We start from the raw sequence: 12,660 nt of genomic DNA, 5'->3' as shown, positions 1-12,660 counted from the left end.
TTATTTGCCTGTTAAATGACGATTTTTAAGACAATTAATGAGACTTATTGAGCATGATAGCGGTCTCAACTTAAATTAACCTTAAAGCAAAATGTTCTTGAGCAAATGAGTGTAAAAATGTGCGCATTTTGCTTTCAAATCACATAATTCACTATCACCAGTACGGCGCATTTATTACACTTTGCGCGATTTTTCTATAGTTAAGAGATTGCATGCAGAACCGTTTATCTTCAGGCGTCCGTTTGGGGCGTCAGGCATTACTATTCCCGCTCTGTCTTGTGCTTTACGAATTCTCCACTTATATCGGCAACGATATGATCCAGCCCGGAATGTTGGCGGTGGTGGCGCAATATAACGCCGGATTAGATTGGGTACCTACGTCCATGACCGCCTATCTGGCAGGCGGCATGTTTTTGCAGTGGTTGTTAGGACCGCTGTCGGACCGTATTGGTCGTCGTCCGGTAATGTTAACCGGTGTGATCTGGTTCATCGTTACCTGCCTTGCAACCCTGCTTGCACAGAATATTGAGCAATTTACCTTCCTGCGTTTTTTACAGGGGATAAGCCTGTGCTTTATTGGTGCAGTGGGTTACGCCGCCATTCAGGAATCCTTTGAAGAAGCGGTCTGCATAAAAATTACCGCGCTGATGGCAAACGTGGCGCTGATTGCGCCACTGCTGGGTCCGTTGGTAGGCGCAGCCTGGGTACATGTTCTGCCGTGGGAAGGGATGTTTATCCTGTTTGCTGCTCTGGCGGCCATCTCCTTTTTTGGTCTGCAACGCGCGATGCCAGAAACGGCAACCCGGCTTGGTGAAAAGCTGTCCATTAAAGAGCTGGGCAAGGATTATAAGCTGGTGCTGAGGAACGTGCGCTTCGTTGCAGGCGCACTGGCGTTGGGTTTTGTCAGCCTGCCGTTACTGGCGTGGATTGCGCAGTCCCCGATTATTATCATCAGTGGTGAACATCTCAGCAGCTACGAATATGGTCTGTTGCAGGTGCCGATTTTTGGCGCGTTGATTGCTGGTAACCTGGTGCTGGCGCGTCTGACTTCGCGAAAAACCGTGCGTTCGCTCATTATCATGGGCGGCTGGCCAATCGCCGTTGGCCTGATTATTGCCGCTGCGGCCACGGTGATGTCATCCCATGCATATCTATGGATGACGGCGGGTTTGAGCATCTATGCGTTTGGCATTGGCGTGGCGAATGCGGGGCTGGTGCGCCTGACGCTGTTTGCCAGCGAAATGAGTAAGGGTACTGTTTCTGCCGCAATGGGTATGTTGCAGATGCTGATTTTTACCGTCGGTATTGAGTTGAGCAAACACGCGTATCTGCTGGGAGGGAACGGCTTGTTCAGCCTGTTCAATCTGGCAAGCGGCGTACTGTGGCTGATTCTGATGGTTATCTTCCTGAAAGATAAACGGGTAGGGAATTCCCGGGAAGGTTAAGGTCCGGATTTCCGCAATCCAGCGCAGATAAGCATAATGACGCCGATAAATTCATCATTATGTTGATAATAGAATCACGCTGTAGGCCGGATAAGCGAAGCGCCATTCGGCGGCCTGTAGCAAATTGCCGGATGGCGGCGTAAACGCCTTATCCGGCCTACCGCTCACCAAAGATCTTAACTGACCAGTATTACGGTTGTCCGGGCCTTACGAAACTTAGTGATGGTCGTCAATCTGATGTTCGATAACCATCCCTTCACCGACGCTTGCCACATGTCGCGCATAAGGATGTGCGCGATAGACAGGGGCCGGAGCAGGCGCTGGAGCAACATATACCGTTTGTGGTGCGGTAGTTACGCTGACCGCCTGCGGGACGCTGACGGAAGAGGGCACTACCACCACTTTATAACCGCTGGGGACATCAACGGTAACGCTCTGTGCAAATGTTGTCCCCGCAAAGCCCAGCAACAATGTCGCCATTAGTACACTTTTCTTCATGATCCGCTCGCCTGAAATATTCACTGGAAGTAATAATCCAGCGGGTTAATTTGAGGCGGATTATGAATAGATCATGCCATCATTTTGTTGCCGTCTGTGCTGAGCCGTTAATGCGTAAACGGTACTTCATTCCTTAACACGCGGTCAATAATATCCAGAACGCCCTCTTCGTTGTTCGAGCCTGCGCGATATTTTGCCGCCTCGATCACCGGCTCATGGGCGTTGGCCATTGCAAAACTAAATCCTGCCTGGCGCAGCATCTCAATATCATTTCCGCCATCGCCAAATACAACAACTTCATTGTCGTTAATATTCCAGCGTTGTTGCAGCAGGCGCAGACCGTTAGCTTTATGCTCGCCGGGAATTATTAAGTCGATGCTGCCATAGCCGGTATGCACTGGTACCATAATATCGCCAATCGCCTCGTGGAGATCGGCCTGTACCTGTGGAATTCGGTCGTCGGAAATATTCAGCCCGAACTTGAAGAAAACATCGTTGAGGTTGTCAAAATTATCTACAAATTCAAGACGATGATAATACATGGCGGAAACGTTCTTATGCTCATCGCTGTACTGTTTCAACGTATAGGCGCTGTTTTTACCACAGGCAATAATGTCGATATCAGCGCGGGTCAGCAGATGCTCTACGATGGCATGGAAATCGTCTTTAGCCAGTTCGCCGTTAAAGACATCTTCTCCTTCACTGACCACCCAACCACCATTTTCGGCGACAAATGAGATTTCATTGGCCAGTTCGGGGAAAAAGGAAATCAACTGATAATATTGGTTGCCGCTGGCGACTACAAAGCGGATCCCTTGTTCTTTCATCTGGCGATATTGCGCCATAAAGCGCTCACGGTTATAAGTTTTTTGGTCGCTTAAAAATGTGCCGTCCATGTCGACCGCAATTAGTTTGATACTCATTAGCTGTTCTCCATCACCGTGGTATTTTTGAGATCCGGTTTCGCTACCGCTTTCGCGACGACGGCGGCGACAAGCACCAGCGCCAGCACCACTAACATAGCGCTGCGCAGGCCATAGTGTTCACCCAGATAGCCCAGCAGCGGCGGTCCAACAAGGAACGCCAGGTAACCGGTGGTCGCCACGACGCTGACGCGGGTTGGGGCATCGGGGCCGGTGTCGCTGGCGGCTGAAATGGTCAGCGGGAAACCGAGCGATGCGCCGAGTCCCCACAGAATAACGGACACACCCGCCACCCAGGAGCTGTCGACAAAAATAATCAGGCTAATCCCGAGAGCGCCCATCAGCGCACTGGCGCGCACCACCGCAACGCGGCTGTAACGGTCGATGAACCAGCCGCCGGTAAATCGCCCAACGGTCATACCCAGCGTAAAACCGGCATAAATCAGCGAGCCTGATGTCGGGCTAAATCCATGTCCGTCCACCATTAACAGTGGAAGCCAGTCGTTGGCGGAACCTTCAGCAAATGCCATCGCCAGCACAACAACACCGATCAGCAATAGCTGGATATCACGATAAAAAGGCAGTCCTTTTTCAACGGAGTGAGAACCATCAGCAGCATTTTTGCCCGTGCCGTCAGGAATAGCTTTGATGGCGATGAAAATTGGTGTGATAGCAACCATCGCTGCCAGCAGAATATGCGCGGTAGCCGGGACGCTGAAGGCGGTAAGCATCATTCCAACCCCAGCCCCTGCCAGCGTTCCGAGGCTGTAAAAACCGTGCATCATCGGTAGCACGGTTTTGTTCATTTCGCGCTCAACTGCCGCACCTTCGACGTTGATGGCAACTTCTGCCGCACCAAAGCTGGCGCCAAATACGCCCAGGCCAAACGCGAAAAGCCATGCGGAATGCAGCCAGAGCGCTACGCTGAGGATCGCCATTCCGAGGACTGCACAAGACATGGTGGTGCGGATCACCTTACGCGTGCCAAATCGTTTCACCAGCCAGGCCGAACAAAGTATGCCACTCATCGAACCAATAGAGAGCCCAAACAACACCGCACCCATTTCGGCAGTGGAGATGGAGAGGATATCTCTGATGGCAGGGGTACGCGTTGCCCAGGAGGCCATTAATAATCCTGGTAAAAAGAAGAACGTGAACAGCGCCCAGGTGCGACGTCTTAAGGCTTTGCGTGATGAGATGCCAATCATGAATTCGAGCCAAAGAAAAGAGGGAAGGAGACAACATTAGCAAGACTGTGTACATTTGTACACAAATGCAAGAAGAGGAAATGTAGTGCGACGTGCAAACGATCCGCAGCGGCGGGAAAAAATAGTTCAGGCGACTCTGGATGCAGTAATAGCCCATGGTATTCATGGGGTTACACACCGTAAAATCGCTATGATTGCCGAGGTACCACTGGGTTCTATGACCTATTACTTTTCGGGAATCGATGAGCTTTTGATGGAGGCATTTGGCCGTTTTACTGACAGGATGATGCTGCAGTATCAGGACTTTTTTGCCGATGTTAAGGATGCGTCGCAGGCTTGCCATGCCATTACCGATATGATTTACGGCTCTCAGGTCACAACGCCTGATAATATGGAGCTCATGTATCAGCTGTATGCTTTTGCCAGCCGTAAACCAGCGTTGAAAACGGTGATGCAGAACTGGATGCTACGCAGCCAACAAACGCTGGAGCAGTGGTTTGACCCGGTTACGGCGCGGGCGCTGGATGCGTTTATTGAAGGAATGACGCTGCATTTTGTCACGGACAAAAAACCGCTGCAGCGAGAAGATATCTTGCTGATGGTGGAGCGTATTGCAGGGATACCCGCGACAGTCAGCTGTGCGTAGCGCCTCCGGTAATATTCACCACCGTCGCGGTCATGGCGCTGGCATGGTCTGAAGCAAGAAAGGTCATGACCTCAGCGATTTGTGCAAGCGTAGGCAGGCGCGCGAGCATGGTACTTTGCGCCGCACCCCCTAACCATTGATCGACGGTTAAACCCATTGACTGTGCTTTAGCGGAGAAAATTTCTCCGGTATAGGAGCCAGCTGCAACAGCATCCACAATCGCATGCGAGCGCACGCCGACGACCCGGATATTTGCCGGTCCTACCTCGCTGGCGAACGCTTTAATAAAAGCCTCTGTTCCTGCACAACCAACAATATGACCCAGATGACCAGGCATCGCCATCGGGGCCGCGGGGGCAACAACGCTGAGAATGACGCCCGCACGATTGCCGCCCATGTGCGACGTTACGGCTTTAGCGATATTGAACTGCGCCGAGAGGAAAGGGGTGATGCCGCTCATAAACTCAGAGAGGGATAATGCGTCAATGCGTTTGCCCTGTTCGTGCATAAATCCCGTTGCGTTAACCACCACATCTATTCCACCGGTTTGCTGCGCAAGGCGGGTAACTTCCTTCGATGCGTTGTGCTCGTCGAGTACATCGGTGATAAAGGTTTCGACTGTACCACCTGCCGTTCGGATAATACTGGCCGTCCGATCAAGTTTTTCCTGGCTGCGAGCACCCAGACACACATGGGCTCCTTCGCGCGCCATGGCCTGCGCAACCGTACTACCAATAGCCCCGCTGCCACCAAAAATTACTGCGACTTTGCCAGTAAGCAACATGACTAACCCCCATCCCCGATAAAGCACCGTTTTAAAGTATGTGCCATAACCAGCATGCTGCAAATTTGGGAGGTGTTTCAGAGGTGGAAGGCGATGAACGCAAATTTCAGGCAACAAAAAACCCATCAACCTTGAACCAAAACGGCGGGGTTGATGGGCTCCACAAATTGGGGACATCAAAGAAAAGCAGTGGCAATAGTTATGACTGACGCCTTGAAGAAAAGTTCTGCTTACCTGCAAAAATTTTTCAATTAAGGGAAAATTTCAGCGCTAACCAAGGCCAGGCCAGACAATGACGATGAGTGTCCCCGCTAATGTCAGCAGAACGTTGGCAATCGCGTAGGTCCCTGCATAACCTAACGCAGGGATGTTGCTGCGTGCGGTGTCGCTGATGATTTCCATTGCCGGAGCACAGGTACGTGCGCCCATCATGGCACCAAACAGCAGGGCACGGTTCATGCGCAATACGTAAGCACCAAACAAGAAACAGATGACAACTGGAACCAGGCTGACTACCAGACCGGCAATCAACATTTGACCACCGACGGCACCCAGGCCATTACCAATGCCGCTGCCTGCGCTTAAACCGACGCCTGCCATGAATACCATCAGGCCAAACTCTTTCACCATATTCAGCGCACCCTGTGGGATATAGCCAAATGTGGGGTGGTTGGCTCGCAGGAAGCCCAGCATGATCCCGGCGAACAGCAGTCCAGCCGCATTCCCAATGCCGAAGCTGAAATTACTGAACTGGAAGGTGATCATCCCGATCATCAGACCGATGATAAAGAAGGCGCAGAAGGCCAGCAGATCGGTCACCTGACTGTGAATTGAAATGAAGCCGATACGATCGGCAATGGTTTTCACGCGACGAGCATCACCGCTGACCTGCAACACGTCGCCTTTATTGAGTACGACGTTGTCATCGATAGGCATTTCAATCTGGCTGCGGATCACGCGGTTCAGGAAACAACCATGGTCGGTTAGTTTCAACTGGGCCAGGCGACGACCAACGGCATTGTGGTTTTTCACCACAATTTCTTCAGTGACGATGCGCATATCGAGCAGATCGCGATCGAACACCTCTTTACCGTTACGGAAGCTGGGATCGAGGCGAGCATGGGCGTCCGGATAACCCACCAGGGCTATCTCATCGCCCATTTGCAACACCGCATCACCATCCGGGTTGGCCAGAATGCCGTTGCGACGGATGCGTTCAATGTAACAACCGGTCTGGCGATAAATACCCAGTTCGCGCAGATTTTTGCCATCGGCCCATGCCACCAGCTCAGGGCCAACGCGATAGGCGCGGATCACCGGGAGGTACACTTTACGATTGGCGTCGGTGTCCAGACCTCGTTCACGCGCGATTTGTTGGGCGCTGGTTTGCAGGTCCTGATGCTGGAGTTTCGGCAAATAGCGCGCACCAACAATCAGGCTGACCAGACCAATCAAATAGGTGAGGGCGTAACCCAGGCTCAGGTTATCGAGAGCGCTTGAAAGTTGTGTCCCTGTCATTCCTGAATGGCGCAAGGTATCACCCGCGCCGACCAGCACCGGCGTTGAGGTCATCGAGCCAGCCAGCATACCCGCCGTCAGGCCGATATCCCAGCCAAATAGCTTACCCAGCCCCAGCGCGATCAGCATTGCGCTACCGACCATCACCAGGGCAAGCATTAGATAATTTTTCCCATCGCGAAAAAAAATCGAAAAAAAGTTGGGACCGGCTTCGACGCCGACGCAAAAAATAAACAGCATAAAGCCGAGATTTAATGCATCGGTGTTAATACTAAAGTGCTGCTGACCTAATAATAGGGAGACCACTAAAACGCCAATGGAATTACCGAGTTGGACTGAACCCAGACGTAATTTGCCCAGACACAGGCCCAGAGCCAGGACCACAAATAATAACAGGATGTAATTCCCATTTAACAAATCTGCGACGTTTATATTCACGGAGACTAACTTCTTGTTTACTAGTAAGCTATTGAAAGAAATGGCAATTTACGCTAATGTTTTTGCCAGAAATTAAGGGGCGATAGCATCGTACACAGCCCCGAATAATGCAGCATAACAATATATGCGGTTAGTTTAATCTCATTACGTATCAACGGCTATAAGAATCGTGTGGGTGTGTTTTTGGCATGGAATGCCGAGTTACTTTATCTGACTGGACGCCTGCGGGCGAAAAGAGTGTTCGATAGAGAATGTGTCAGGAGGAACGATTGAAACATAAGCAAAGTTGGGCGAGTGCGGTCTGCTGCTTTGTGCTCTTTATTGTGGTGTGTCTTTCATTAACGCTGAACGTGAAAGGGGCATTCAGAGCGGCAGGGCATCCTGAGGTCGGATTGTTGTTTTTTATCTTACCGGGTGCTGCAGCAAGCTTTTTTTCCCATCGTCGGGAAGTGCTCAAACCCCTGCTTGGTGCAATGTTGGCGGCGCCGTGCTGCCTGTTACTGATGCGGTTCGTTTTTATGCCGACGCGTTCATTGTGGCAAGAGCTGGCGTGGTTGTTTAGTGCGGTGTTTTGGTGCGCGCTTGGCGCATTATGTTTTTTATTTATCAGTAGCTTATTCAATCAGCATCAACGGCGGAAAAAGAACTGATGACGCCCTCAAGGTGAGGGCGTAGAAACCGCTATCAGGCGAACAGATTCATGTTCTCTTTTGCCCAAGCTTCAAAATCCGTGCAGCCGCCGATGTGTTTTTGATCGACAAAAATCTGCGGAACGGTTTCAACTGGCTTACCTACCGTCTTTTCCAGATCTGCTTTGGTAATTCCTTCAGCATGGATATCAATGTAGCGGAAGTTAAAATCTTCATGCTCACTGCTTAATTTTTCTGCTAATTCTTTTGCGCGCACGCAATACGGGCACCCTGGGCGACCAAAAATAACGGCAAACATCTCTTTCTCCTCGAACTTATCAGGCCGGATGGCAATAATGGTTATGATGCCGCGATTTGTGACGGATGGAAAGCAGGTTCAGCCTGTTGCTTTGATATCCTCAAGCTATATCTGTTAAACACGGCAAGCCGGAACGTTTTATAATGGAAGCCATTTCGCCGGGAGGCCGCGTATGCGCACAATTGGTGTATTACCCAAAAGCGTATTGATGCTGGAAATAATTGGGATGGTTTTGTTATCGCTGGCGCTGCTATCGCTTAACGATTACCTCACCTTGCCCGCACCGCTTAACAGCCCGTTAGCCTGCGTGGTGATGATATTTCTGGGCGTACTGCTGATGCTCCCTGCTGCGGTGGCGTTGATGTGGCGTGTTGCTCAACTGCTGGCACCGCAACTGATGTCTCGCACACCCGGTGATTCAACTGATTCAGACAGAGACAAAAGAGATGACTCCAACCATTGATTTACTCCGCAGCCACCGTTCCATTCGCCATTTTACTGATGATGCCATTTCGGATGCACAGCGTGAGGCGATTATTGCCGCCGCTCAGGGAACGTCAAGCTCCAGTTTTCTACAGTGCACGACGATCGTTCGCATAACGGATAAATCCTTGCGTGAATCACTGGCTACCTTATCTGGCGGTCAAAAGCATGTGGCACAGGCCGCTGAGTTCTGGGTGTTTTGCGCTGATTTTAACCGTCATTTGCAGATTTGCCCTGACGCGCAACTTGGGCTGGCGGAACAGCTGCTGCTGGGTGTGGTTGATACTGCAATGATGGCGCAAAATGCATTGACGGCGGCAGAGTCGCTGGGACTTGGCGGCGTGTTTATTGGCGGTTTGCGTAACAATATTGAGCCGGTCACCGAACTGCTGAAGCTTCCGCAACATGTTCTGCCGCTCTTTGGATTGTGCCTCGGCTGGCCTGCGGATAACCCGGATATCAAGCCGCGCCTGCCCGCGTCGCTTGTGGTGCAAGAAAACCAATACCAGCCACTCAACAGTGATGTGTTGGCGCAATATGATGAGCAGCTCGCGCAGTACTATCTGACCCGAGGCAGCAATACCCGCCGCGACACCTGGAGCGATCATATTCGCCGTACCATCATTAAAGAAAGTCGCCCCTTTATCCTGGAATATTTGCATAAACAGGGATGGGCTACGCGCTAAAGATTTTAACCCAGTGTATGATACGCCAGCTTTTACCAAGTCATTCAGAGAGGTGCAGGGTGAAAATTGCCATTTTGTCCCGGGACGGAACGCTCTATTCTTGTAAACGCCTGCGTGAAGCGGCGATGCAGCGCGGTCACCTGGTTGAAGTTATCGATCCCCTTTCTTGCTATATGAACATCAGCCCGGCGGCATCCTCTATTCATTACAAGGGCCGTCAGCTTCCTCATTTCGATGCGGTGATCCCGCGGATTGGTTCCGCGATTACCTTTTATGGGACGGCGGCGCTGCGCCAGTTTGAGATGCTGGGTAGCTATCCGTTGAATGAATCGGTAGCGATTACGCGAGCGCGCGATAAGCTGCGTTCGCTACAACTGCTGGCGCGTCAGGGAATTGATTTACCCATTACCGGAATTGCTCACTCTCCGGACGATACCAGCGACATGATTGACATGGTTGGCGGTGCGCCGTTGGTGGTGAAACTGGTTGAAGGCACCCAGGGTATTGGCGTGGTGCTGGCGGAAACGCGGCAGGCTGCAGAAAGCGTGGTAGATGCCTTTCGTGGGGTGAATGCCCATATCCTGGTTCAGGAATATATCAAAGAAGCGAAGGGTCGCGATATCCGCTGTTTCGTGGTGGGCGATGAAGTAGTGGCCGCCATTGAACGACGGGCTAAAGAGGGCGATTTTCGTTCTAATCTCCATCGCGGTGGGGTGGCGACTATTGCGAGTATCACGCCGCGCGAAAGAGAAATTGCGCTCAAAGCCGCCCGGACGATGGGCCTGGACGTTGCAGGCGTTGATATTCTGCGTGCTGATCGAGGGCCACTGGTCATGGAGGTCAACGCGTCTCCGGGGCTGGAAGGCGTGGAGAAAACCACCGGAATAGACATTGCCGCGAAAATGATCCAGTGGATCGAGCGCCATGCTACTCCTGAATTTTGTCTTAAAATCGGCGGCTAAGCGCAATATCGATTGCGATCGTGGTATGACACGCTCTTTTTGCGTAAGCTGTGCCGGTATTTTTTTCATCAATAGAGGTCGCACATTATTATGACATCACTGGTCGTTCCCACTCTGGATACGTTGCGTCAATGGCTCGACGACCTGGGCATGAGTTTTTTTGAATGCGATACCTGTCAGGCGCTGCACTTGCCACACATGCAGAATTTTGACGGCATCTTTGATGCAAAAGTTGATTTGGTCGATAACGTCATTCTGTTTTCTGCGATGGCGGAAGTCAGACCTTCTGCATTGCTGCCACTGGCAGCCGATCTGTCTGCGATCAATGCCAGTTCACTGACGGTGAAAGCTTTTCTGGATATGCAGGATGATAATCTGCCAAAGCTGGTGGTTTGCCAGTCTTTATCCGTTACGCCGGGCGTAACGTTTGAGCAGTTTGAATATTTTGTTCGCCAGAGCGAAGAGCAAATATCGATGGTGATCCTCGAAGCCGGAGCGCATCAGCTGTTATTTAATGCTGAAGAAGATGCGCAAAACAGCACCGCTGAAATTCATTTCCTCCATTAATTCTTCCTGAATCTGGACATATATCGCGCAGCCGCTGCCAGAGCGGTTGCGTATTGCCTGTTTTTATTCTGCATTTAACCTTTCATTAAAGAATTATTCACCTCGATTCAGCGCCTTCCGCTTTATGTCATAGACAATTCCTGCATAAAAAATTGATAAAAGACGTTTTTTAATCTGGGCTATATCCACAATTCCTGGCTAAAGTTATTCTTGCGAAGCTTACCAACGTCATCATTTAAACAACCCCTTGTGACCTGACCTGTGGCCACAATGTGTGTTGAATGCATCGGCGGATGCCAGCGAGCAACAGCGGCATGAGGAGAGGTCTCTCTTTTCATCGGTGCCGCATGAAAGAATATGCACGTTTCTTGCATATCATTAGAGTGTGACATTTTTGTTCGTTTGTTAACGAACTTTCAGAAGGAAAGAGATTATGACCGCCTTAAATAAAAAATGGTTATCAGGCCTGGTTGCGGGTGCTCTGATGGCCATCTCTGCCGGCACGCTCGCTGCTGAACAAAAAACGCTGCATATATATAACTGGTCTGATTATATCGCCCCGGACACGGTGGCTAATTTTGAAAAAGAGACCGGAATTAAAGTTATCTATGACGTATTTGATTCCAATGAAGTACTGGAAGGTAAGCTCATGGCTGGCAGCACCGGCTTTGATCTTGTCGTTCCTTCTGCCAGCTTCCTTGAGCGTCAACTGACTGCGGGCGTATTCCAGCCGCTGGATAAGAGCAAATTGCCGGGCTGGAAAAATCTTGATCCTGAACTGCTGAAGTTGGTGGGTAAACACGATCCGGACAACAAGTTCGCGATGCCGTATATGTGGGCTACGACCGGTATTGGCTATAACGTGGATAAAGTCAAAGCGGTGCTGGGGCCGGATGCGCCGGTTGATAGCTGGGATTTGATCCTCAAGCCAGAAAATCTGGAAAAACTCAAAAGCTGCGGCGTCTCTTTCCTCGATGCGCCCGAAGAGGTGTTTGCCACGGTGCTGAACTATTTGGGTAAAGACCCAAACAGTACCAAAGCGGATGATTACACCGGGCCAGCAACCGATCTGCTGTTGAAGCTGCGCCCAAATATTCGCTACTTCCACTCTTCGCAATATATCAACGACCTGGCAAACGGTGATACCTGCGTCGCGATTGGCTGGGCAGGGGACGTATGGCAAGCGGCAAACCGTGCGAAAGAAGCGAAAAATGGCGTCAATATCTCCTTCTCAATTCCTAAAGAAGGTGCAATGGCGTTCTTTGACGTATTCGCGATGCCTGCCGATGCGAAAAACAAAGATGAAGCCTATCAGTTCCTCAATTACCTGCTGCGCCCTGATGTGATTGCGCATATCTCCGACCACGTGTTTTATGCCAATGCCAACAAAGAAGCGACGGCTCTGGTCAGCCCTGAAGTTCGTGACAACCCGGGCATTTACCCGCCTGCGGATGTTCGCGCCAAGCTGTTCACACTGAAAGTACAGGATCCGAAGATCGATCGTGTACGTACCCGCGCATGGACGAAGGTAAAAAGCGGGAAATAAACCGATGT

The 12,660-nt window shown here is 50.9% G+C and carries 14 protein-coding genes; 8 read left to right on the top strand and 6 right to left on the bottom strand.

From position 1 onward, the window contains the following. Nucleotides 1-212 precede the first annotated feature (212 nt). Nucleotides 213-1,445 carry an MFS transporter gene (locus tag OGX96_RS21670; RefSeq protein ID WP_186413561.1) on the top strand — a complete coding sequence of 411 codons (1,233 nt, stop codon included), beginning with the start codon at nucleotides 213-215 and terminating at the stop codon, nucleotides 1,443-1,445. A gap of 216 nt (nucleotides 1,446-1,661) precedes the next feature. Here the strand turns inward: OGX96_RS21670 and OGX96_RS21665 are convergent, their stop codons facing one another. The 3 genes from OGX96_RS21665 to OGX96_RS21655 all read right to left on the bottom strand — a co-directional run bounded on the left by OGX96_RS21665 (nucleotide 1,662) and on the right by OGX96_RS21655 (nucleotide 4,074). Then, the gene (locus tag OGX96_RS21665) at nucleotides 1,662-1,943 is read right to left on the bottom strand and encodes a hypothetical protein (RefSeq protein ID WP_003831642.1); all 282 of its coding nucleotides are present in this window, start codon (nucleotides 1,941-1,943) and stop codon (nucleotides 1,662-1,664) included. A gap of 107 nt (nucleotides 1,944-2,050) precedes the next feature. Further along, the gene (locus OGX96_RS21660) at nucleotides 2,051-2,866 is read right to left on the bottom strand and encodes a Cof-type HAD-IIB family hydrolase (RefSeq protein WP_286584193.1); all 816 of its coding nucleotides are present in this window, start codon (nucleotides 2,864-2,866) and stop codon (nucleotides 2,051-2,053) included. Continuing rightward, nucleotides 2,866-4,074: an MFS transporter gene (locus tag OGX96_RS21655; protein WP_286584192.1), complete on the bottom strand. Its 1,209-nt coding sequence runs from the start codon at nucleotides 4,072-4,074 to the stop codon at nucleotides 2,866-2,868. The genes OGX96_RS21660 and OGX96_RS21655 overlap by 1 nt, the downstream gene beginning before the upstream one ends. Nucleotides 4,075-4,159: 85 nt before the next feature. Between OGX96_RS21655 and OGX96_RS21650 the strand changes: the two genes are divergently transcribed. Next, on the top strand, nucleotides 4,160-4,720 hold the full coding sequence (locus tag OGX96_RS21650; protein WP_003831648.1) for a TetR/AcrR family transcriptional regulator: 561 nt from the start codon (nucleotides 4,160-4,162) through the stop codon (nucleotides 4,718-4,720). Here OGX96_RS21650 and OGX96_RS21645 read toward each other — a convergent pair. Together OGX96_RS21645 and OGX96_RS21640 are read right to left on the bottom strand one after the other, a co-directional pair. Further along, nucleotides 4,707-5,504 carry an SDR family NAD(P)-dependent oxidoreductase gene (locus tag OGX96_RS21645; protein ID WP_286584191.1) on the bottom strand — a complete coding sequence of 266 codons (798 nt, stop codon included), beginning with the start codon at nucleotides 5,502-5,504 and terminating at the stop codon, nucleotides 4,707-4,709. The genes OGX96_RS21650 and OGX96_RS21645 overlap by 14 nt on opposite strands. A gap of 270 nt (nucleotides 5,505-5,774) precedes the next feature. Beyond that, a complete protein-coding gene (locus OGX96_RS21640) occupies nucleotides 5,775-7,460 on the bottom strand; it encodes an aspartate:alanine antiporter (protein WP_003831652.1) in 1,686 nt (561 codons plus the stop codon). Between the two features lie 269 nt (nucleotides 7,461-7,729). Between OGX96_RS21640 and OGX96_RS21635 the strand changes: the two genes are divergently transcribed. Then, entirely contained in the window at nucleotides 7,730-8,110 is a 381-nt protein-coding gene (locus OGX96_RS21635) for an inner membrane protein YbjM (protein WP_003035356.1), read from the top strand. Nucleotides 8,111-8,144: 34 nt separating this feature from the next. Here OGX96_RS21635 and OGX96_RS21630 read toward each other — a convergent pair whose 3' ends face one another. Then, entirely contained in the window at nucleotides 8,145-8,408 is a 264-nt protein-coding gene (locus tag OGX96_RS21630; RefSeq protein WP_008784241.1) for a GrxA family glutaredoxin, read from the bottom strand. Nucleotides 8,409-8,580: 172 nt separating this feature from the next. On the opposite strand from OGX96_RS21630, the gene OGX96_RS21625 reads away from it, so the two are divergent. From OGX96_RS21625 to potF, 5 genes are all read left to right on the top strand, one after another. Further along, the gene (locus OGX96_RS21625) at nucleotides 8,581-8,871 is read left to right on the top strand and encodes a DUF1418 family protein (RefSeq protein WP_003831656.1); all 291 of its coding nucleotides are present in this window, start codon (nucleotides 8,581-8,583) and stop codon (nucleotides 8,869-8,871) included. Continuing rightward, the gene (nfsA, locus tag OGX96_RS21620; protein WP_079934663.1) at nucleotides 8,855-9,577 is read left to right on the top strand and encodes a nitroreductase NfsA; all 723 of its coding nucleotides are present in this window, start codon (nucleotides 8,855-8,857) and stop codon (nucleotides 9,575-9,577) included. The genes OGX96_RS21625 and nfsA overlap by 17 nt, the downstream gene beginning before the upstream one ends. 59 nt (nucleotides 9,578-9,636) lie before the next feature. Then, nucleotides 9,637-10,539 carry a 30S ribosomal protein S6--L-glutamate ligase gene (gene rimK, locus OGX96_RS21615; protein ID WP_003831660.1) on the top strand — a complete coding sequence of 301 codons (903 nt, stop codon included), beginning with the start codon at nucleotides 9,637-9,639 and terminating at the stop codon, nucleotides 10,537-10,539. A 90-nt stretch (nucleotides 10,540-10,629) separates the two neighbouring features. Continuing rightward, entirely contained in the window at nucleotides 10,630-11,106 is a 477-nt protein-coding gene (locus OGX96_RS21610; protein WP_100272709.1) for a type III secretion system chaperone family protein, read from the top strand. Nucleotides 11,107-11,539: 433 nt separating this feature from the next. Next, entirely contained in the window at nucleotides 11,540-12,652 is a 1,113-nt protein-coding gene (gene potF / locus OGX96_RS21605) for a spermidine/putrescine ABC transporter substrate-binding protein PotF (protein WP_136391668.1), read from the top strand. The last annotated feature ends 8 nt before the right edge of the window (nucleotides 12,653-12,660 follow it).

The organism is Citrobacter sp. Cpo100 (genome assembly GCF_030332595.1).
Classification (GTDB): Bacteria; Pseudomonadota; Gammaproteobacteria; order Enterobacterales; family Enterobacteriaceae; genus Citrobacter; species Citrobacter portucalensis.
Note: the sequence above shows the minus strand (reverse complement) of the source record. Positions and strands in the feature narration are given on the sequence as shown.